The sequence below is a fragment of the Janibacter alkaliphilus genome, assembly GCF_013408565.1.
GTDB lineage: Bacteria > Actinomycetota > Actinomycetes > Actinomycetales > Dermatophilaceae > Janibacter > Janibacter alkaliphilus.
Genome location: NZ_JACBZX010000001.1, coordinates 196,820 through 216,757 on the forward strand (window position 1 = coordinate 196,820; position 19,938 = coordinate 216,757).

Sequence of the window (19,938 nt, forward strand, 5' to 3'; positions counted from 1 at the left end):
CGCGGCGGTGCGCACCCCCGAGCCGACCATGGAGGTCATTGATGTCCGACCCGCAGATCGTGTGGACCCAGATCGACGAGGCACCGGCGCTGGCGAGCTACTCGCTGCTGCCGATCGTCGAGGCCTACACCGGCAGTGCCGGCGTCGACGTCACCACCAGCGACATCTCGCTCTCCGGCCGCATCCTCGCCCAGTTCCCGGAGCGGCTGACGGCGGAGCAGCGGGTCGAGGACAACCTGGCCCGGCTCGGCGAGCTGGCCACCTCGCCGGAGGCCAACATCATCAAGCTGCCGAACATCTCGGCCTCGGTGCCGCAGCTGCGGGCGGCGATCACCGAGCTGCAGGGGCAGGGCTACGACATCCCCGACTACCCCGCCGAGCCGTCGACCGACGAGGAGCGGGAGGTCAACGCCCGCTACGCGAACGTCCTCGGCTCCGCGGTGAACCCGGTGCTGCGCGAGGGGAACTCGGACCGTCGCGCGCCCGCCTCGGTGAAGAACTTCACGAAGAAGCACCCGCACCGGCTCGGCCCGTGGAGCGCCGACAACAAGGCCCGGGTCGTCTCGATGAGCGAGGGCGACTTCTACGGCAACGAGCAGTCCGTGGTCATGGACACAGCGGACGAGCTGAGCATCACCATGCACGCCGCCGACGGCGGCGAGACGGTGCTCAAGGACGGGATCGCGGTCCAGGCCGGCGAGATCGTCGACGGCACCTTCATGTCGGTCACCGCGCTGCGCGCCTTCTACGCCGCGCAGATCGAGGCCGCGAAGTCCGAGGACCTGCTGCTCTCGCTGCACCTCAAGGCGACGATGATGAAGGTGTCCGACCCGGTCCTCTTCGGTCACGCCGTCTCGGTCTGGCTGGGCGAGGTCATGGACACCCACGCCGACGCCTTCCGCGAGGCCGGGGTCAACCCGAACCAGGGCCTGGGCTGGCTCTACAGCGGCATCGAGTCGCTGCCGGCCGAGACGCAGCAGCAGATCCGCGACGACATCGACGCCGTCTTCGCCGCCCGCCCCGCGCTGGCGATGGTCGACTCCAGCAAGGGCATCACCAACCTGCACGTGCCCAGCGACGTCATCATCGACGCCTCCATGCCGGTCGTCATCCGCGACTCGGGCCAGATGTGGAACGCCGACGACGCCCAGCAGGAGACGCTGGCGATGATCCCCGACCGCTCCTACGGGCCGATGTACCAGGCGGTCATCGAGGAGCACAAGAAGAACGGCGCCCTCGACCCGGCCACCATCGGCTCGGTGCCCAACGTCGGCCTGATGGCGCAGAAGGCCGAGGAGTACGGCTCGCACCCGACCACCTTCGTCGTGCCGTCCGCCGGCACCGTGCGGGTCACCACCTCCGGCGGCGAGACGCTCATGGAGCACCAGGTCGAGGCCGGCGACATCTGGCGGATGAGCCGGGTCAAGGACGTCCCGGTCCGCGACTGGGTGGGCCTGGCGGTCAGCCGCGCCCGGGCCACCGGGGCGCCGGCGGTCTTCTACCTCGACGAGCAGCGCGCGCACGACCGGAACATCATCGCCAAGGTCGAGCAGTACCTGCCCGAGCACGACACCGACGGTCTGGAGATCGTCATCAAGGCCCCGGTCGAGGCGATCACCTACTGCCTGGAGCGGATCCGCCGCGGCGAGGACGCCATCTCGGTCACCGGCAACGTGCTGCGCGACTACCTCACCGACCTCTTCCCGATCCTCGAGCTGGGCACCAGCGCCAAGATGCTCTCCATCGTGCCGCTGCTGGCCGGCGGCGGGCTCTTCGAGACCGGTGCCGGCGGGTCGGCGCCCAAGCACGTGCAGCAGTTCGTCACCGAGGACTACCTGCGCTGGGACAGCCTCGGCGAGTTCTCCGCGCTGGGCGCCTCGCTGGAGCACCTGGCGGCGACCTTCGACAACCCCAAGGCCCAGGTGCTGGCGGACACCCTCGACCAGGCGATCGCCACCTTCCTCGAGGAGAACAAGTCGCCCTCGCGGAAGCTGGGCAGCATCGACAACCGCGGCAGCCACTACTACCTCGCGCTCTACTGGGCCGAGGCGCTGGCGGCGCAGACCCAGGACGCCGAGCTGGCCGAGCGCTTCGCCTCGGTGGCCACGGACCTGCGCGAGAACGAGGCCACGATCAACGAGGAGCTCATCGGCGCCCAGGGCCAGCCGGTCGACCTCGGCGGCTACTTCCGGCCGGACCCGGAGAAGGCCGCCGCGGCGATGCGCCCCAGCCCCACGCTGAACGCGATCATCGACGCCGTCTGACCCTCGTCGCCGAGCCGGCCCGCCCTCCCCGCCGGACGGTCGGGGCGGGCGGGATCCGGATGGCGCGCGGCACCGAAGCACTGTCATGACCGGTGACCAGCCTGCCCACGCCCGCCGCACGCCGCTCTGGGTCGGGGCGGTGCGCGGACTCCTGGCCGCCGGCCTGGGCACCGCCGCCGCGCACCTGGTGGCCGCGCTCACCGAGCCGGCCGCATCGCCGGTGCTCGCCGTGGGCTCGCAGGTCATCGACGCGACGCCGACCCCGGTGAAGGAATGGGCGGTGGCCACCTTCGGCACCGCCGACAAGCCGATCCTCATCGGCTCGGTGGCCCTGGTCACGCTGCTGCTCGCGGCGGGCGCCGGGGTGCTGCACACCCGGCGGCCGCTGCTCGGCTACGGGCTGCTGCTGGCGCTGACCGTGCTCGCCGGGGCGGCCGCGCTGGCCGCGCCGGCCGCCGGGGTGCTGGCCCCGCTGCCCGCGCTGGTCGCGGCCGTGGTCGGCCTGGCCACGCTGAGCGGGCTCGCCCGCGCCTGGCGCCCGGGAGAGCCGGCACAGCCGGGACAGCCCACCCGGCGCGGCCTGCTCGCCGTGGGCGGCGTCGGGCTGGCCGCCACCGCCCTCGGCGGCGCCGGCGAGGTCGTGCAGCGTCGCCGGGCCACCCCGACGGTCGCGCTTCCGGACCCGGCCGAGACGCTGCCGCCCCTGCCGAAGGGGGTGGAGTCGAGCTACCCCGGCATCTCCTCCTTCCGCACGCCGAGCACGAGCTTCTACCGGATCGACACCGCCCTGACCGTCCCGCGGGTCGACCCGGAGAGCTGGACGCTGACGATCGACGGCGACGTGGACAACCCCTTCACGCTCACCTTCGACGAGCTGCTCGCGATGGACATGGTCGAGCGGGACATCACGATGACCTGCGTCTCCAACCCGGTGGGCGGCCCCTACGTCGGGGCGGCGCGGTGGCTGGGTGTGCCCACCCGGGTGCTGCTGGAGCGGGCCGGGGTGCGCTCCGGGCCGGACCAGGTGCTCAGCACCTCCGACGACGGGATGACGATCTCGACCCCGCTGCAGGCGCTCACCGACGACCGGGACGCGCTGGTCGCGGTGGGGATGAACGGCGAGCCGCTGCCGGCGCAGCACGGCTTCCCGGTGCGGCTGGTGACGCCGCGGCTCTTCGGCTTCGTCGGCTCGACGAAGTGGCTCACGCGGATGACCGTGACGACCTATGCCGCCGAGAGCGCCTACTGGACCGACCGGGACTGGGCGATCGACGCCCCGGTGCACACCCAGGCGCGGATCGACACCCCGGCGGCGCTGGACACCCTCGAGCCCGGACGGCGGATCGTCGGCGGCGTGGCCTGGGCGCAGGGGCGCGGCATCACCCGCGTCGAGGTGCGGGTGGACGACGGTGAGTGGCAGCGAGCCACCCTGGGCCCGGATGCCGGTATCGACTACTGGCGTCAGTGGTACCTGCCCTGGGAGGCGACCTCCGGCCGGCACGAGCTCACCGTGCGGGCCACCGACGCCGACGGCGAGACCCAGACCACCGATCGCGCCGAGCCCTTCCCCTCCGGCGCCACCGGCCAGCACCGGATCATCGTCACCGTCTCCTGACCCCCTTCCCCATCCCCACCCCACCCACGCGTCACCCACGACCTCCGGCTACCACGCAGTAAGTGCTGTGATCACAGCACTTACTGCGTGGTAGCTCGCGGTGGTGCGCAACTGCCCGGGCAAATGCCGCTCACCCAGCGCAACTGCCCGGGCAAATTACTGGGGTGACGCGCAACTGCCCGGGCAAATGCCGCTCACCCAGCGCAACTGCCCGGGCAAATTCGGGTTCCCCGCAACTGCCCGGGCAAATTACTGCGGTGGTGCGCAACTGCCCGGGCAGTTGCGCATCCCTTCGGAGCGTGCCGGGGCAGTTGCGGAGAAGGGGGTGGATGCGGGCGTTCCGAGATCGAGGCAGATCCGGTCCCATCCGGATCGGGACCGGCGCCGAACACCCCGTGTCAGACGCACCCAGACGAGAGAGGACCTCTCATGCGACGCATCACCCGCACCACCGCCGTCGCGGCGATCGCCGCGCTCCCGCTCGGCCTGGCCGCCTGCGGCTCGGACGACACCAGCTCGGGCAGCGAGGACACCTCGACCAGCGCCTCCGAGACCAGCTCGTCGGACATGGGCTCCGAGGACAGCAGCTCGGACGAGAGCATGTCCGAGGACAGCAGCTCCGAGAGCAGCGGCAGCGCGATGGCCGGTGGCGAGCCCTTCGGCCCCGGCTGCGAGGGCGTGCCGGAGAGCGGCGCCGGCTCCTTCGAGGGCATGGCCCAGGACCCGGTGGCGACCGCGGCCGGCAACAACGACGACCTCTCCACCCTGGTCAGCGCCGTCAAGGAGGCCGACCTCGTCGACACCCTGAACAGCGCCGACGGGATCACGGTCTTCGCGCCGACCAACGACGCCTTCGAGGCGATGGACCAGGAGACCCTGGACAGCGCCATGGCCGACCCGAGCGGCGTGCTCACCGACGTGCTCACCCACCACGTCGTCGAGGGCGAGCTCACCCCCGAGAACCTGGCCGGCGAGCACGAGACGCTGGCCGGCGACACCATCACCGTCGAGGGTGAGGGTGAGGAGTTCACCGTGGGCGAGGCCAGCGTGGTCTGCGGCAACGTGCAGACCGCCAACGCGACCGTCTACATCATCGACGGCGTGCTGATGCCGGAGATGTGAGCCGATCGGCCGCATGATGGACCCCGTGGAGGCAGCGTCGACCGGATCACGTGAGTCGGTCGACGCTGCCCGCGGGCAGGCCCAGCAGCTGACCACGCTGCTGCGCCAGGTGGCCACCGGTGACGAGCAGGCCTTCGCCGAGCTCTACGACCTCACCGCGCCGCGGCTGCACGGGCTGATCGTGCGGGTGCTGCGCAACCCGGCCCAGTCCGAGGAGGTCACCCAGGAGGTGTACCTCGACATCTGGCGCACGGCCACCCGCTTCGATCCCGATCGCGGCAGCGCGCTGTCCTGGATGCTGACCATCGCCCACCGTCGAGCGGTGGACCGGGTCCGGTCCGCGCAGGCGGCCAGCGACCGCGAGGAGCACTACCAGGCCACCCACCAGGCGCCGGCCTACGACGCCACCGCCGAGACCGCCACCACCCGGCTGGAGTCGGCCCGGGTGACCCGGGCGCTGCAGGACCTCACCGACCCGCAGCGCCAGGCGGTCACCCTCGCCTACCTCGGCGGCTACACCCACACCGAGGTGGCCACCCTGCTCGACCTGCCGCTCGGCACCGCGAAGACGCGGATCCGGGACGGCCTCATCCGACTACGAGACGCCCTGGGGGTGACCTCATGAGCCCGGACCTGCACAGCCTCTCCGGCGCCTACGCGCTGGACGCTCTCGACGCCGACGAGCGGACCGCCTTCGAGGAGCACCTCCGCGTCTGCGCGGCCTGCCGCGACGAGGTCGCCTCCTTCGCCGAGGTCACCCCGCTGCTCGCCGCGGGCGACGAGGTGGCGCCCCCGCCGTCGCTGCGCGATCGGGTGCTCGCCGACGCCCGCACCACCCGCCAGGACCCGCCGCTGCCGCGTGGCAGCACCGCCCGGGAGCCCCTGGCGGGCACCCCGCCGACGGATCCCACGGTCGGCCCGGTGGACGCCGGCCCCGACGACGAAGGGGGCGAGGACGACGTCGCGCAGCCCGTCGGGCCCGACGACGAGGCCGCCCCGGTCACCCGGCTGCGCCCCCGGGCACGGACCGTGGTGGCCGCCCTCGCGGCGGCCGCGGCGCTGGTCCTCGGCGGAGGCGTCGCCTGGCAGGCGGTCCAGGACGAGGACACCGTCGAGCAGACCACGCTGGCCCAGCGCGTCCTGGACGCCCCGGACGCCACGGAGTCCGCGACCGAGGTCTCCGGCGGCGGCACGATCACCCTGGTCCGCAGCGAGTCGCTGGGCCAGATGGCGGTGGTCGGCCACGACCTGCCGGACACCGACGAGGATCACGGCTACCAGGCGTGGATGCAGGACGACCAGGGCGCGATGCACCCGTCGTCGATGATCCCCGTCGACGGCACCCCGACGGTGCTCTCCGGGGACGCCACCGGGATGACCGGGGTCGGGGTGACGGTGGAGCCGGACGGGGGCTCCACCGAGCCGACCACCGAGCCGGTCGCGCTCATCGAGCTCTGAGCATCGAGCCCTGAGCGGCGGACCCGCTTCCCTGACGACACCGGTGTGACCAGAGCCACACCGGTCCGGAGCAGCGCGCCCGACACGCGGCAGCGTCCTCGCCTTGACCCACTGCTCCCACCGGAGGACTCTTCGCTCATGGGCACCCCGCCCCTCGCCCACCGTCTCGGCGCCGAGGCCCTCGGCACCTTCTGGCTCGTCCTCGGCGGCTGCGGCAGCGCGATCTTCGCCGCCCAGCACGTCGTCGACGGCACCGACACCGGCCTCGGATCGGCTTCGTGGGCGTCGCGCTCGCCTTCGGCCTCACCGTCCTGACGATGGCCTACGCCGTCGGCCACGTCTCCGGCGGTCACTTCAACCCGGCGGTCACCCTCGGCGTCGCCGCGGGCCGTCGCTTCCCGTGGAAGGACGTGCCGGCCTACATCGGCACCCAGGTGGTCGCCGGCCTGCTGGCCGGGGTCGTCCTCTACGTCATCGCCGGCGGCAAGGAGGGCTTCGACGCCGCGGCCGGCTTCGCCGCCAACGGCTACGGAGACAGCTCGCCCGGCGGGTACACCCTCGCCGCGGTGCTGCTCACCGAGGTCGTGCTCACCGCCTTCTTCCTCTACATCATCCTCGGCGCCACCGACGGTCGCGCCCCGGTCGGCTTCGCCCCGATCGCCATCGGCCTCGGGCTGACCCTGATCCACCTCATCTCCATCCCGATCAGCAACACCTCGGTCAACCCGGCCCGCTCCACCGCCGTCGCCTTCTTCCAGGACGGCGCCGCCGGCCAGCTGTGGGCCTTCTGGGTGGCGCCGATCGTCGGCGCGCTGATCGCCGGCGCCACCTACGCGGTGATCACCGGCGAGCACCGCGCGGACGAGGACATCGAGGGCGAGGTCGCCGCCCGCTGAGCGGCCTCGCAGCCCCGGCGGCGACGACCGGGGCGGCGGTGGCGGCTAGAGTCGGGGACGACCACCTGCACACCCGTCGCGAAGGGGTAGAAGTCCCAGTGAGCACCACTCCCGTCAAGGTCGCCGTCACCGGCGCCGCCGGCCAGATCGGCTACAGCCTGCTCTTCCGTATCGCCAGCGGCTCCCTCTTCGGCCCGGACACCCCGGTCGAGCTGCGGCTGCTCGAGATCACCCCCGCCCTCAAGGCCCTCGAGGGCGTCGTCATGGAGCTCGACGACTGCGCCTTCCCGACGCTGTCGTCGGTCGAGATCGGCGACGACCCGGAGCAGGTCTTCGACGGCGTCAACCACGCCCTGCTCGTCGGTGCCCGCCCCCGCGGCCCCGGCATGGAGCGCGGCGACCTGCTGGAGGCCAACGGCGGCATCTTCGCCCCGCAGGGCAAGGCGCTGAACAAGGTCGCCGCGGACGACGTCCGGGTGACCGTCACCGGCAACCCGGCCAACACCAACGCGCTCATCGCGATGAGCAACGCCCCGGACATCCCCGCGGAGCGCTTCGCCGCGCTGACCCGCCTGGACCACAACCGGGCGATCAGCCAGCTCTCGTCGAAGCTGTCGGTGCCGGTCACCGAGATCCGCAAGATGACGATCTGGGGCAACCACTCGGCCACCCAGTACCCGGACCTCTTCCACGCCGAGGTGGGCGGGCGCAACGCCGCCGAGGCGGTCGGCGACCAGCAGTGGCTCGAGGAGACCTTCATCCCGACCGTGGCCAAGCGCGGCGCCGCGATCATCGAGGCCCGCGGCGCGTCCTCGGCGGCCTCCGCGGCCAGCGCCACCGTCGATCACGTCCGTGACTGGGCGCAGGGCACCCCGGACGGCGACTGGGTCTCGATGTCGGTCTGCTCGGACGGCTCCTACGGCGTCCCGGAGGGCCTGATCAGCTCCTTCCCGGTGACCGTGAGCGACGGCGCCTGGAGCATCGTGCAGGGCCTGGAGATCGACGACTTCTCCCGCGGCCGGATCGACGCCTCGGTGGCCGAGCTCGAGGAGGAGCGCACGGCCGTCACCGGGCTCGGCCTGCTCGGCTGAGCGACAGCCGCCAGAGCCTCCGACCGGCGCCCGCGCCGGACAGCGAAGGGGTCCGCACCAGCTGGTGCGGACCCCTTCGTCGTGCTCACGGTGCCGTGCTGGCTGTGCGGTGCCACGTCCCCCGCGCGGCACCGACCAGCTCAGTGGCGTCGCCGCACCAGCGCCGGCTCCCGGAGGCGCCGCACCAGCAGGACCAGGCCGAAGCCGGCCATGCCCGCCAGTCCACCGGCGGCGAGGGCCGCGGGCGAACCCTGCGTCGCCGGGTCGTCGGTCTGCACGACGCCCGGCGTCGAGGCGCCCGGCGCTGCCGCCACCTCGGGCACCGCCGCGGCCGGGGCCGCCGGGCCGGGCACGACGATCGCAGTCGAGGGACCAGGGGCGTCCGGGGCCGGAGGGTCGCTCGGCGGGGGCGTCGACGCCCCGGACGGCGGCGGCGGGGTCGTCGAGGTCTCCGGCGGCGGAGGCGTCGTCGAGGTCTCCGGCGGCGGCTCGCTCGGCGGCGGAGGCGTCGTCGACGTGCTCGGCGGCGGCGGGGTCGTCGAGGTCTCCGGCGGGGGCTCGCTCGGCGGCGGAGGCGTCGTCGACGTGCTCGGCGGCGGCGGGGTCGTCGAGGTCGACGGCGGTGGCGTGGTCGTCGTCGTGGTGGTCGAGGTGGGCGGCTCGCTCGGCGGCGGCGTGGTCGTGGTGGTCGACGTCCAGGGCGGGGTGGTCGTGGTGCTCGTCGACGTCGGCGGCTCGCTCGGCGGAGTCGTCGTCGTGGACGTCCACGGCGGCGTGGTCGACGTCGAGGTCCAGGGCGTGCTCGTGGTGCTGCTGGGCCAGCTCGTCGTGCTGGACCAGGTGCTGCTGCTCGGCCAGGTGCTGCTGGACCACGTGCTCGAGCTGGGCCAGCTGCTCGTGGTCCAGGTCGACGTGGTCTTCGGCTTCCCGTCGGCGTGCCCGCCCTGCTCCTGCCCGGCCCCGGAGGCGGTCGCGGCGCCGGCTCCGGCCACCCCGATCACCCCGCAGGCCAGGCACATGGCGGCGTTCTTGATCGTGGACATCGGTCCTCCCCGGTGCTGCGCGACCACCCGACCCCGGCGATACCTCGTGCCGTCACGGCACACGACCCCCGCGGACAGAACGCCGCTGATCAAGGGGGCAGATCCCCCCGCCCCCGGAGGACGACCCCCGTCCTCCAACCACCAGGTCTACCCCTGGTCCGGGTACCGGTAAAGGGGTTCGCCGGTCGGGTGACGCTGTGATGACGCACCCGTCACGGTGCGGTCATCCCGCCTGGCACCGATCAGGTCACCGATCCGACGTGCCCGGGCTACCACGCAGTAAGTGCTGTGATCACGACACTTACTGCGTGGTAGCCGGCGATGTGGCCGCATCCTGCGTGGTAGCCGGGAAGGGGGCCCGGCGTGGTAGCCCGCAGCGCCTGGGCCCGGTTCAGCGCCCGCTCTCGGATCAGCGCGGGGTGAGGTCGAGGCTCAGGCCGGAGACGAGCACCGCCAGCCCCAGCACGAGCAGGGTGGCGACGTCCACGGCACGGGCCCGGACCACCAGCCCTCCGGCCCGCTCCTCGGGCAGGGTCAGCCGCAGCAGCGCACCCAGGGCGAGGCCACCGCTGACGATGACGCTGGCCCACAGCATCCGGTCGATCGCCACACCCACCCCGAGGAGCACCAGCGCGGCCACGAGCCACCAGGCACCCAGGCCACGAGCCACCCGAGGGCGGCTCTCCACCGTGACCGTGGGGGTCTCGTCGATCTCCACGCCGCGACCCGCGCTCAGCCCTGGGCGTCGGCGAGACGCTCGGCGGCCTCGACCACGTTGGTCAGCAGCATCGCGCGGGTCATCGGACCGACCCCGCCGGGGTTGGGACTGACCCAGCCGGCCACCTCGGCGACGTCGGCGGCCACGTCCCCGGCGACCCGGCTGCGTCCGTCCTCGGCGACCACCCGGCTCACCCCGACGTCCAGCACCGCGGCGCCCGGCTTGACCATGTCCTTGGTGATGATCCCCGGCTTCCCGGCGGCGGCGATGACGATGTCGGCCTGCCGGACCTCACCGGCCAGGTCGCGGGTGCCGGTGTGGCAGGCGACGGTGGTCGCGTTCTCGCTGCGCCGGGTGAGGATGAGGCTGAGCGGGCGGCCGACGGTGATGCCGCGCCCGACGATCGCCACGTGCGCACCCGCGATCGGCACGTCGTAGCGGCGCAGCAGGTCGAGGCAGCCGACCGGGGTGCACGGCAGCGGGGCCTCCTTGCCGAGCACCAGCCAGCCGAGGTTGGTCGGGTGCAGCCCGTCGACGTCCTTGTCGGGGTCCACCTCGGAGAGGATCGCGAACTCGTCGAGACCGGTCGGCTGCTGCACGATGAAGCCGGTGCACGCCGGGTCCTCGTTGAGCCCGCGGACCACGTCGAGCACCTCGGGCAGGGTGCTGCTCGCCGGCAGGTCGCGGCGGATGCTCGTGATGCCCACCTCGGCGCAGTCCTTGTGCTTGGCGTTGACGTACCAGCGGCTGCCCGGGTCGTCGCCGACCAGGACCGTGCCCAGCCCGGGGGTGACCCCCCGCTCGCGCAGCGCGGCCACCCGGCCGGTGAGCTCGCGCTTGATGTCGGCCAGAGCCGCCTTGCCGTCGAGGATCGTCGCAGTCACGGGGGCCATCCTCCCATCACGCCGGACCCGTCACGCGGGACGTCGCCGCGGCCGGGCGAGCATCGCCGCGAGCACCGCGGAGGCGAAGGTGATGACCACCCCGAGCAGCACCAGCGGGGTGACCGACTCGCGGGCCTGGGGGTGCAGCAGGTCGAGCAGCACCGCCGTCCCGAGGAAGCCGGTGAGCATCGGCAGGGTGTAGGTGAAGACGCCGAGCTGGTTGACCGCCCAGGCGGCGATGGCGATGAAGCCGATGCCCAGCAGGCCGCCGAGGAAGGCCCACCACGGCACCCCGGCCAGGGACGTCCAGGCCAGGTCGCCGAGCGCCCACGCGCCCAGCGCGAGCAGGGCCAGCAGCGCGGTACCGGTGAGGAAGTTCAGCCAGGTGGTGGCGATGAGCCGCCGGCTGGCGGCGTTGACCTTGACGTTGGTCGCCTGCTGCACGGCCTGTCCCCCACCGACGAGGATCGCCAGCAGCACCGGCACCAGCGCCAGCTCGCCGCCGATCCGCGGCGCCATCGCCACCGCCACACCGGCCAGGGCGAGGCCGGCGGCCAGCACCCGGCTGAGGTGCACCGGCCGCCGCGGCGCCCCGGCGATGCCGAGCCGGTCGACGGCCAGGGCGTTGCCGGTCTGCCCGGCGATGGAGGCCACGGTGAAGAGGGCCACCCCGATCACCGGCACGGCGAAGGCCTGCACGGCGACGAAGAGCGCCCCGATGAGGCCGCCCAGGGAGTGCCGCACGGCCAGCGAGCCGTCCCGCCAGGCCCGGCCGATGTCGGCGACGCCGCGCCGGACCGAGGGCAGCACGAGGACGAGGACGGTGAGCACGAGCAGCCCCGAGCCGAAGCTGTACAGCGCGGTCTGGATGGGCTGGCCGGTGATCCGGGACATCTCCCCGTTCATCCGGCTCTGGGTGGCCATGAGCGCCCCCGCGACGACGGCGCCGAGGACCGGCGCGGTGGTGCTGGCGCCGCCGCCCGGGTGGACCGTGGAGCCCTCCCGGGCGCGGGGCTCAGTGGGCAAAGTGGCGGGTCCCGGTGAAGTACAGGCTCACCCCCGCCTCCTTGGCAGCCTCGATCACCTCGGCGTCGCGCATCGACCCGCCGGGGGCGACCACGGCCCGCACGCCGGCGTCGAGCAGCACCTGCAGGCCGTCGGCGAAGGGGAAGAAGGCGTCGGAGGCGGCGACCGCGCCCTTCGCCCGCTCCTGCCCGGCCCGGGTCACCGCGAGGTGGCAGGAGTCGACCCGGTTGACCTGGCCCATCCCGATCCCGACCGAGGCCCCGTCCTTGGCCAGCAGGATGGCGTTGGAGCGGACCGCGCGGACCGCCCGCCAGGCCATCTGCAGGTCGGCGAGGGTGGCCTCGTCGGCGGCCTCCCCGGCCACCAGCGTCCACCGGGCGGCGTCGTCGCCGTGCCCGGCGGTGGGTGCGTCGTCCGGGGTCTCCTGGACCACCGCGTCGACGAGGTCGCGCTCCTGCACGAGCAGCCCGCCGGTCACCGGCCGGGTCTCGACGCCCTCGCGGACCGGCGGCGGGCAGGTCAGCAGGCGGATGTTCTTCTTGGCGGTGAGCACCTCGAGGGCGTCGTCGTCGAAGGCCGGGGCGACGACGACCTCGGTGAAGATGTCCTTGACGGTCTCGGCCATCGCCCGGGTGACCGGGCGGTTGGTCGCGATGATCCCGCCGAAGGCGCTCACCGGGTCGCAGGCGTGCGCGCGGCGGTGCGCGTCGGCGACGTCGGTGCCGACGGCGATGCCGCAGGGGTTGGCGTGCTTGATGATCGCCACCGTCGGCTGGTCGCCGTGGTCGTGCGCGGCGCGGACCGCGGCGTCGGCGTCGACGTAGTTGTTGTACGACATCTCCTTGCCGTGCAGCTGCTCGGCGGCGGCGAGGCCGGTCCCGCTGTCGTCGCGGTAGAGGGCCGCCCGCTGGTGCGGGTTCTCGCCGTAGCGCAGCACCTGCTGCCGGGTCCAGGTGCCGCCCACCTGGGCGTCGAAGCCGGTGCCGTCACCGGTGTCGGCGAGCGTCCCGGCCATCCAGTCGGCGACCGCGACGTCGTAGGCCGCGGTGTGCCCGAAGGCCTCGGTGGCCAGCCGCTCCCGCTGCGCCTGGGTGAAGCCGCCGCCGGCGACGGCCTCGAGCACCTCGGCGTAGCGCGCCGGGTCGGTGACGACGGCGACGCTGGCGTGGTTCTTGGCGGCGGCACGGACCATCGTCGGGCCGCCGATGTCGATCTTCTCGATGCAGTCCTGCACGCCGGCGCCGGAGGCGACGGTCTCGGCGAAGGGGTAGAGGTTGACGACCACGAGGTCGAAGGGGGCGACCCCCAGCTCGTCGAGCTGGGCGACGTGCTCCGGCAGCCGGGTGTCGGCCAGCAGCCCGGCGTGCACCCGCGGGTGCAGCGTCTTCACCCGGCCGTCGAGGCACTCGGGGAATCCGGTGAGGTCCTCCACCTTCGTCACCGGAAGGCCCAGCCCGGCGATGGTGGCGGCCGAGCCGCCGGTGGAGACCAGCTCCACCCCGGCGTCGGCGAGGCCACGGACCAGGTCCTCCAGGCCGGACTTGTCGAAGACGGAGACGAGGGCGCGGCGGACGGGGCGGCGGTCGGTCACGGGGAGCAGCTCCTGCGAGGTCGGTGGACGTCGGCGCACCCAGGCGGGCGATGCGCACGGACTCACTCCCCGGTGGTGCCCCACCTGCGCCAGTCGTGTGCCGCCAGGATATGCCCTCGCCGGGTCCCACCCAATCCGGGCGTCGGTCAGGCCGGCCCGAGGACGACCCGGCGCCCGTCGACGGTGAATCCCCGCACCAGCAGGTCGGCCGCGACCTCGACGAGCATCTCCCGCTCGAGGACCTTGATCCGCTCGTGCAGGGAGTCCTCGGTGTCGTCCTCGGCGATCGGCACGACGCGCTGGTCGATGATCGGCCCGGTGTCCATGCCTTCGTCGACGAGGTGGGCGGTGCTGCCGGTGACCTTCACCCCGTAGGCGAGGGCGTCGCGCACCCCGTGCGCCCCGGGGAAGGCCGGCAGCAGCGCGGGGTGGGTGTTCAGCACCGGGGCGGTCGCCAGGGTGGCCGGCCCGAGGATCTTCATGAAGCCGGCGGTGATCACCAGGTCGGGGCGGTGCGCGGTGACCTGCGCGGCCAGCGCGCGGTCCCAGGCCGCCCGGTCCGGGTGGTCGCCGACCGGCGCCACGAAGGTGGGCACCCCCGCCGTCTCGGCCCGGTCCAGCCCGGCGATGCCCGCGCGGTCCGCGCCCACCGCGACGACCTGGGCCGGCAGCTGCCCGGAACCCTGGGCGTCGAGCAGCGCCTGCAGCAGCGATCCGGTCCCGGAGACGAGCACGACGATCCGGCTCATCGGCGCAGCACCCACCAGTCGCGGGCGACGACGAGCAGTGCGCCCACGCCCATCTCGACGGCGAGCGCGAGCGCGAGCGCGCCGGCCGGGGCGCCGATGTCGGACAGCCGGGCGCCACCGAGGGAGCCGCCGCCGACGGCGTCGAGCAGGGCCAGCGCCACCGCGGCGACGAGCACGACGATCCGGCTCATCGGCGCAGCACCCACCAGTCGCGGGCGACGACGAGCAGTGCGCCCACGCCCATCTCGACGGCGAGCGCGAGCGCGAGCGCGCCGGCCGGGGCGCCGATGTCGGACAGCCGGGCGCCACCGAGGGAGCCGCCGCCGACGGCGTCGAGCAGGGCCAGCGCCACCGCGGCGACGAGCACCCCGGCGAGGGCGGCCGCCGCCTTGGTGCGCACCGCGGCCAGCCGGGGCACCTCGCGCAGCGCCGCCCGGGCCACCCAGGCCCCGAGGGCGACCGGCAGGAGCACGAGCAGGTGGGTGATCCAGGGCAGGTCGCCGGGCTGCGGCTGCGCGGCGAGCACCGGGATCATCGGCAGCACCCCGGACTCCGCGCTCGCCCAGGTGGTCAGCGCCCCGTCGCTGGTCGAGAAGCCGGGGCCCGCGGCCAGGGACAGCGCCCACAGCCCGAGGTTCGAAGCGGCGGCCAGCTGCAGCAGCACGAGCACGGTGCCGCCGAAGACGCCGGCGCCGAGCTCGCCGTGGACCTGCCCCACCCGGCCGAGGTGGACGAGCACGGCGACGACGAGCAGCAGGGTGCCCATGGCCAGACCGCCCGCCGCGCCCCGCAGGCCGGGGGCCAGCCCACGGCGCACCGCGAGCGGGGCCTGCTCCCATCGATCCGCGGCCCGCTCCGGCAGGCCGCGGGCCCACAGCAGGCCGAGCACCGGCACGACCAGCAGCGGCAGCGGCAGGCTGAGCGGGGCCGGGCTCGCCGGCGACAGCAGCCCGAGCAGCACGGCGAGCCCGCCGACGAGCGCGTAGCCGCCGACCCAGCTGCCCGCGCTGCGCAGGTCGTCGGCCAGCGGGGTGCGGGCGGCACCGAACCGGGCCAGCGCCACCAGGGCGAGCAGCCCGAGCAGGGGTGTCAGCGCGACGAGACCGGAGCCGACGGCGACCCGGCCGCCACCGAGCAGCAGCCAGGTCAGGGCGCCGGCACCGACCCCCTCGCCGGTGCTGGCCGTGGCCCGGGGCACCGCGAGGGCCCCGAGCAGGACGAGCCCGAGCACCAGCACGAGGCCGGCGAGCGCGGTCGCCGCGCCGCCGAGCGCCGCCACCAGCTCCGGCCGGTGGACCTGCTCGCCCTCGTCGTCCGGAGTCGTGGTGGCGGATCGGATGAGCTCCATGACCGTCACCGGCTCATCCTCGCCGAGAGATCACTCCTGGGCGGGGAGGCAGGCCGGTGCGCCCGCGATCCCGCGCGACCCACGGCGGGCGCGGGCCTGCGGCAGCGATCAGCCGGCGAGGCCGCGCAGGGTGAGCGCCGTGGCCAGCGCGGCCTCGACCGCCTCCCGGCCCTTGTCCTCCCGCGAGCCGGGCAGCCCGGCCCGGTCCAGGGCCTGCTCGTCGGTGTCGCAGGTGAGCAGGCCGAAGCCGACCGGGACCCCGGTCTCCAGGGCCACCTGGCTCAGCCCGTCGGTGGCCGCGGCGCACACGTAGTCGAAGTGCGGGGTGCCGCCACGCACGACGACGCCGAGGGCCACCACGGCGTCGTGCTCGGCCGCCAGCGCCCGCGCCACGACCGGCAGCTCGAAGCTGCCCGGCACCCGGACCACCCGCGGGTCGCGGGTCCCGGCGTCGGTGAGCGCGGCCAGCGCCCCGGCGAGCAGGCCGTCCATGACCTCGGTGTGCCAGGAGGCCGCGACGACGGCGACCCGCAGGTCGGCGGCCCCGTCGAGGGCGAGGGTGGTCGGGGATCCGTGGCCGCTCATCGTGCTCCTCCGTCATGCGTGGTCAGGTCGTCCGTGGTCAGGTCATCGGTGGTCAGGTCGTCCGTGGTCAGGTCATCGGTGGTCAGGTCGTCCGTGGTCAGGTCGTCCGTGGCCGGTCCCGGCCGGTTCTCGGACGCACCCAGCCAGGGCAGGTCGTGGCCCAGCCGCTGCTGCTTGGTGCGCAGGTAGCCGACGTTCTCGTCGGTGACCCGGCTGGGCACCGGCACCCGTTCGGTCACGTCGATGCCGCGCTCGCGCAGCGCCGCCACCTTCGCCGGGTTGTTCGTCAGCAGGCGCACCCGGCCGACCCCGAGGTCGCGCAGCACGTGCGCCGCCAGGGTGTAGTCGCGGGCGTCGGCGGGCAGCCCCAGCCCGGTGTTGGCATCCACGGTGTCCTGGCCGGTGTCCTGCGCGGCGTAGGCCCGCAGCTTGTCGACCAGGCCGATCCCCCGCCCCTCGTGCCCGCGGGCGTAGACGACCACCCCGGCACCGGCCTGCACCACCGCGGCCATCGCGGCCTCCAGCTGGGGGCCGCAGTCGCACCGGCGGGAGCCGAAGACGTCCCCGGTGAGGCACTCGCTGTGCACCCGCACCAGGACCTCGTCGGCGGCGGCGAGGTCGCCGTGGACCAGGGCGACCTGCTCGGCGTCCCCCGGCATCTGGCTGCGGTACCCGACCGCGGTGAAGCGACCCGCGTCCGTCGGCAGCGAGGTGGTCACCACCCGCTGCACGAGGATCTCGGTGCGGCGGCGGTGGCGGGCCAGGTCGTCGATGGAGACCAACGGCCAGCCACGCTCGTCGGCGAGCTCGCGCAGCTCCGGCAGCCGGGCCATCTGGCCGTCGTCCCGGACCACCTCGCAGATCACCCCGGACGGGGCGCGACCGGCCAGCCGGGCCAGGTCGACCGCGGCCTCGGTGTGCCCGCGCCGCACCAGCACCCCGCCCTCGCGCGCCCGCAGCGGGAAGACGTGCCCCGGGCGGGCGAGGTCCCCCGCGCCGGTGGCCGGGTCGGCCAGCAGCCGGGCGGTGCGGGACCGGTCCGCGGCGGAGATCCCGGTGCTCACGCCGTGGCGGGCGTCGACCGAGACGGTGTAGGCGGTGCCCTTGGCATCCTCGTTGACCGCGGTCATCGGCGGCAGGTCGAGCCGGTCCAGGTCGGCCCCGGTCATCGCCACGCAGACCACGCCGCTGCCGAGCCGCACGGTGATCCCCATGAGCTCGGGGGTGGCGGCGTCGGCCGCGAAGATGATGTCGCCCTCGTTCTCCCGGTCGGCGTCGTCGACGACGAGCACCGGTCGTCCGGCGGCGATCGCGGCGAGCGCGTCCTCCACCCGGTCCAGCGGGACGGGCTGCTCGGCGGGCGTCCGGGCGCTCATGCCGCCCCCTCCCGGTCGGTCAGCTCCCGCGCGGAGAGCAGCCGCTCGACGTACTTGGCGAGCACGTCCACCTCGAGGTTGACCCGGTCGCCGACCTGCTTGCGGCCCAGCGTGGTCAGCTCCAGCGTGGTCGGCACGAGACCGACGGCGAAGGTGGGCTCCGGGTCGCCGACCGGGCTCACCCCGGTCACGGTGAGGCTGGTGCCGTCGACGGCGACCGACCCCTTCTCCACGACGTACCGGGCCAGCGCGGGCGGCAGCCCGACCCGGACGGTCTCCCACCGCTCCCCCGGCTCGCGGGCGACGATCCGTCCGACCCCGTCGACGTGCCCCTGGACGAGATGACCGTCCAGCCGACCGGCGACCGGCGCGGCCCGCTCCAGGTTGACCCGGTCGCCGGGGCGCAGCCCGCCGAGGGTGGAGCGCGTCAGGGTCTCGGCCATGACGTCAGCAGTGAAGACCGGCCCGTCCGGCTGCTCGTCGGCGACGGTCAGGCAGACCCCGTCCACCGCGATGCTGGCGCCGTGCACGACGCCCTGCATGACCAGCGGGCCGCGCAGGCTGAGCCGGGCGGAGTCGGCCGCCGTCTCCACGGCGACCACCTCGCCGAGCTCCTCGATGATGCCGGTGAACATCTCTCAGCTCCTCTCCCGGCGCACCCGTGCGCTGATCCGCACGTCGTCGCCGAGCGTCGTGACGTCGAAGGGGGTGAGGCGCAGCGCCTCGGAGATCGTGGTGATGCCGGCCGGCCCCAGGGCCGACGGCCCGGCGCCGAGCAGCGCCGACGCGAGGTAGGTGACGACCTCGTCGACGAGGCCCCGGGCGACCATCGCCCCGGCCAGGGTCGGGCCGCCCTCGACCAGCACCGCGCGGCTGCCGCGCTCGTGCAGCGCGTGCAGCAGCCCCACCAGGTCCAGACCGGAGCCGTCGCGCGGGAGCGCCAGCAGCTCGGCGCCCGCGGAGCGGACGCGCTCCCGCGCCGCGGCGTCGAGGTCGTCGGCGACGACGACCAGGGTGGGCGCGCTGTCGTCGAGGACCCGGGCGTCCGGGGCGATCCGGCCGCCGGTATCGAGCACCACCCGCAGCGGCTGCCGCCGGACCGCCGGGCCGCGGGCGGCCAGGTGCGGGTCGTCGGCGCGCAGCGTCCCGCCGCCGACGAGGACGGCGTCGCTGCGGGCGCGCAGGGCGTGCACGTCGGCGCGGGCGTCGGGGCCGGTGATCCAGCGGCTGCTGCCGTCGGCGGCGGCCACCCGGCCGTCGAGGGTGCTGGCCGTCTTGAGGGTGACGTGCGGGCGCCCGGTGCGCACCGCGGTGAGCCAGGCGCGGTTGACGTGCTCGGCGGCCGCGGTGGCGGCGGCACCGGGCTCGGTGATCACCTCGACCCCGGCCGCACGCAGGTCCGCCGCGCCGCCGCCGGCCGTGGGGTTGGGGTCGGCGACGCCGACGACGACCCGGGTCACGCCCGCGTCGATCAGCGCCTGGGTGCACGGGCCGGTCCGACCGGTGTGCCGGCACGGTTCGAGGGTGACCACCGCCGTGGCGTCGCGGGCCCGCTCGCCGGCGTCGCGCAGGGCCATCACCTCGGCGTGCGGTCCGCCGTGCTGCTCGTGCCAGCCCTCGCCGACGACCTGACCGTCGGGGGCGAGCAGCACCGCGCCGACGACCGGGTTGGGGCTGGTCGTGCCCAGCCCGCGCTCGGCGAGCCGGCAGGCGCGGCGCACGGCCTCGTCCCAGGTGCCCTCCACGCGGAGCCTCCGTCCGTCCTCACCGCGGTCAGCGGGGTCGACGGAGGCACGACGGCGCGAGCCGTCGGACGACGAGCAGGGGCGCACGCGAGGCGCACCCGCCCGTCGCGTGCTGCCTCCCATCCGGACTCTCACCGTCGGTACCGGATTTCCACCGGTTCGGCCTCGCCCCGTCGTGCGGGATGAGGTTCGCGGACTGTCACCGCCGGCTCGGAATTTCACCGACCCCGGAGCACGCGTACATCTGCTGGTACCAGGTCAGGATACCCCTGCCGCGGACGGTCGAGACCTGTGAGACCGACCACCTGCGCGTACCCGGGCGCCAGGCGCGGGCGGGGCCGCCGGGTGAAGCACGAGGTGCTACCGCGAGTGGCGCCAGAAGGTGACGCCCAGAGGAGCCGCCTGGAGGTGGGGACAGCGCCGACCC

The 19,938-nt window shown here is 74.4% G+C and carries 20 protein-coding genes and 2 riboswitches; of the genes, 9 read left to right on the forward strand and 11 right to left on the reverse strand.

Annotation, left to right across the window (positions count from 1 at the left end; genetic code table 11):
* Window positions 1–41: 41 nt before the first annotated feature.
* The 9 genes from BJY28_RS00895 to BJY28_RS00930 all read left to right on the forward strand — a co-directional run bounded on the left by BJY28_RS00895 (window position 42) and on the right by BJY28_RS00930 (window position 9,661).
* Window positions 42–2,264 carry an NADP-dependent isocitrate dehydrogenase gene (locus BJY28_RS00895; RefSeq protein ID WP_179461337.1) on the forward strand — a complete coding sequence of 741 codons (2,223 nt, stop codon included), beginning with the start codon at window positions 42–44 and terminating at the stop codon, window positions 2,262–2,264.
* 85 nt (window positions 2,265–2,349) lie between these two features.
* The gene (locus BJY28_RS00900) at window positions 2,350–3,879 is read left to right on the forward strand and encodes a molybdopterin-dependent oxidoreductase (RefSeq protein WP_179461338.1); all 1,530 of its coding nucleotides are present in this window, start codon (window positions 2,350–2,352) and stop codon (window positions 3,877–3,879) included.
* A 429-nt stretch (window positions 3,880–4,308) separates the two neighbouring features.
* Window positions 4,309–5,001 (forward strand): fasciclin domain-containing protein, encoded by a 693-nt coding sequence (locus BJY28_RS00905; protein ID WP_179461339.1) that lies wholly within the window; start codon window positions 4,309–4,311, stop codon window positions 4,999–5,001.
* A 16-nt stretch (window positions 5,002–5,017) separates the two neighbouring features.
* A complete protein-coding gene (gene sigK, locus BJY28_RS00910; protein WP_179463860.1) occupies window positions 5,018–5,626 on the forward strand; it encodes an ECF RNA polymerase sigma factor SigK in 609 nt (202 codons plus the stop codon).
* Entirely contained in the window at window positions 5,623–6,459 is an 837-nt protein-coding gene (locus BJY28_RS00915; RefSeq protein WP_179461340.1) for an anti-sigma factor, read from the forward strand. The genes sigK and BJY28_RS00915 overlap by 4 nt, the downstream gene beginning before the upstream one ends.
* A 138-nt stretch (window positions 6,460–6,597) precedes the next feature.
* Window positions 6,598–6,774, forward strand: a complete 177-nt coding sequence (locus BJY28_RS16995) for a hypothetical protein (protein ID WP_425485690.1) — start codon at window positions 6,598–6,600, stop codon at window positions 6,772–6,774.
* Window positions 6,738–7,355 carry an aquaporin Z gene (gene aqpZ / locus BJY28_RS00920; protein WP_425485691.1) on the forward strand — a complete coding sequence of 206 codons (618 nt, stop codon included), beginning with the start codon at window positions 6,738–6,740 and terminating at the stop codon, window positions 7,353–7,355. Before BJY28_RS16995 ends, aqpZ begins: the two co-directional genes overlap by 37 nt.
* Window positions 7,356–7,453: 98 nt before the next feature.
* On the forward strand, window positions 7,454–8,446 hold the full coding sequence (locus BJY28_RS00925; protein WP_179461341.1) for a malate dehydrogenase: 993 nt from the start codon (window positions 7,454–7,456) through the stop codon (window positions 8,444–8,446).
* A gap of 210 nt (window positions 8,447–8,656) precedes the next feature.
* Window positions 8,657–9,661: a hypothetical protein gene (locus tag BJY28_RS00930; RefSeq protein WP_179461342.1), complete on the forward strand. Its 1,005-nt coding sequence runs from the start codon at window positions 8,657–8,659 to the stop codon at window positions 9,659–9,661.
* A gap of 237 nt (window positions 9,662–9,898) precedes the next feature.
* Here the strand turns inward: BJY28_RS00930 and BJY28_RS15945 are convergent, their stop codons facing one another.
* The 11 genes from BJY28_RS15945 to ribD form a co-directional block, all read right to left on the reverse strand.
* Entirely contained in the window at window positions 9,899–10,207 is a 309-nt protein-coding gene (locus BJY28_RS15945) for a DUF3017 domain-containing protein (RefSeq protein WP_179461343.1), read from the reverse strand.
* A 14-nt stretch (window positions 10,208–10,221) separates the two neighbouring features.
* A complete protein-coding gene (locus BJY28_RS00940) occupies window positions 10,222–11,091 on the reverse strand; it encodes a bifunctional methylenetetrahydrofolate dehydrogenase/methenyltetrahydrofolate cyclohydrolase (protein WP_179461344.1) in 870 nt (289 codons plus the stop codon).
* A gap of 30 nt (window positions 11,092–11,121) precedes the next feature.
* Window positions 11,122–12,117, reverse strand: a complete 996-nt coding sequence (locus BJY28_RS00945; RefSeq protein ID WP_179461345.1) for a DMT family transporter — start codon at window positions 12,115–12,117, stop codon at window positions 11,122–11,124.
* A complete protein-coding gene (gene purH, locus BJY28_RS00950) occupies window positions 12,107–13,708 on the reverse strand; it encodes a bifunctional phosphoribosylaminoimidazolecarboxamide formyltransferase/IMP cyclohydrolase (RefSeq protein ID WP_179461346.1) in 1,602 nt (533 codons plus the stop codon). Before purH ends, BJY28_RS00945 begins: the two co-directional genes overlap by 11 nt.
* Before the next feature lie 30 nt (window positions 13,709–13,738).
* A riboswitch (ZMP/ZTP riboswitch) is annotated at window positions 13,739–13,815 on the reverse strand.
* Between the two features lie 39 nt (window positions 13,816–13,854).
* Window positions 13,855–14,457: a phosphoribosylglycinamide formyltransferase gene (gene purN, locus BJY28_RS00955; RefSeq protein WP_179461347.1), complete on the reverse strand. Its 603-nt coding sequence runs from the start codon at window positions 14,455–14,457 to the stop codon at window positions 13,855–13,857.
* Window positions 14,454–14,648 (reverse strand): hypothetical protein, encoded by a 195-nt coding sequence (locus BJY28_RS00960; protein WP_179461348.1) that lies wholly within the window; start codon window positions 14,646–14,648, stop codon window positions 14,454–14,456. Before BJY28_RS00960 ends, purN begins: the two co-directional genes overlap by 4 nt.
* On the reverse strand, window positions 14,645–15,805 hold the full coding sequence (locus BJY28_RS00965; RefSeq protein ID WP_246313473.1) for a cell division protein PerM: 1,161 nt from the start codon (window positions 15,803–15,805) through the stop codon (window positions 14,645–14,647). Before BJY28_RS00965 ends, BJY28_RS00960 begins: the two co-directional genes overlap by 4 nt.
* 108 nt (window positions 15,806–15,913) lie before the next feature.
* Entirely contained in the window at window positions 15,914–16,390 is a 477-nt protein-coding gene (ribH, locus tag BJY28_RS00970) for a 6,7-dimethyl-8-ribityllumazine synthase (RefSeq protein ID WP_179461350.1), read from the reverse strand.
* Entirely contained in the window at window positions 16,387–17,766 is a 1,380-nt protein-coding gene (locus BJY28_RS00975) for a bifunctional 3,4-dihydroxy-2-butanone-4-phosphate synthase/GTP cyclohydrolase II (RefSeq protein WP_179461351.1), read from the reverse strand. The genes ribH and BJY28_RS00975 overlap by 4 nt, the downstream gene beginning before the upstream one ends.
* A complete protein-coding gene (locus BJY28_RS00980) occupies window positions 17,763–18,401 on the reverse strand; it encodes a riboflavin synthase (RefSeq protein ID WP_179461352.1) in 639 nt (212 codons plus the stop codon). The genes BJY28_RS00975 and BJY28_RS00980 overlap by 4 nt, the downstream gene beginning before the upstream one ends.
* A 3-nt stretch (window positions 18,402–18,404) precedes the next feature.
* Window positions 18,405–19,511 (reverse strand): bifunctional diaminohydroxyphosphoribosylaminopyrimidine deaminase/5-amino-6-(5-phosphoribosylamino)uracil reductase RibD, encoded by a 1,107-nt coding sequence (ribD, locus tag BJY28_RS00985; RefSeq protein WP_343036892.1) that lies wholly within the window; start codon window positions 19,509–19,511, stop codon window positions 18,405–18,407.
* A gap of 105 nt (window positions 19,512–19,616) precedes the next feature.
* A riboswitch (FMN riboswitch) is annotated at window positions 19,617–19,751 on the reverse strand.
* Window positions 19,752–19,938: the final 187 nt, after the last annotated feature.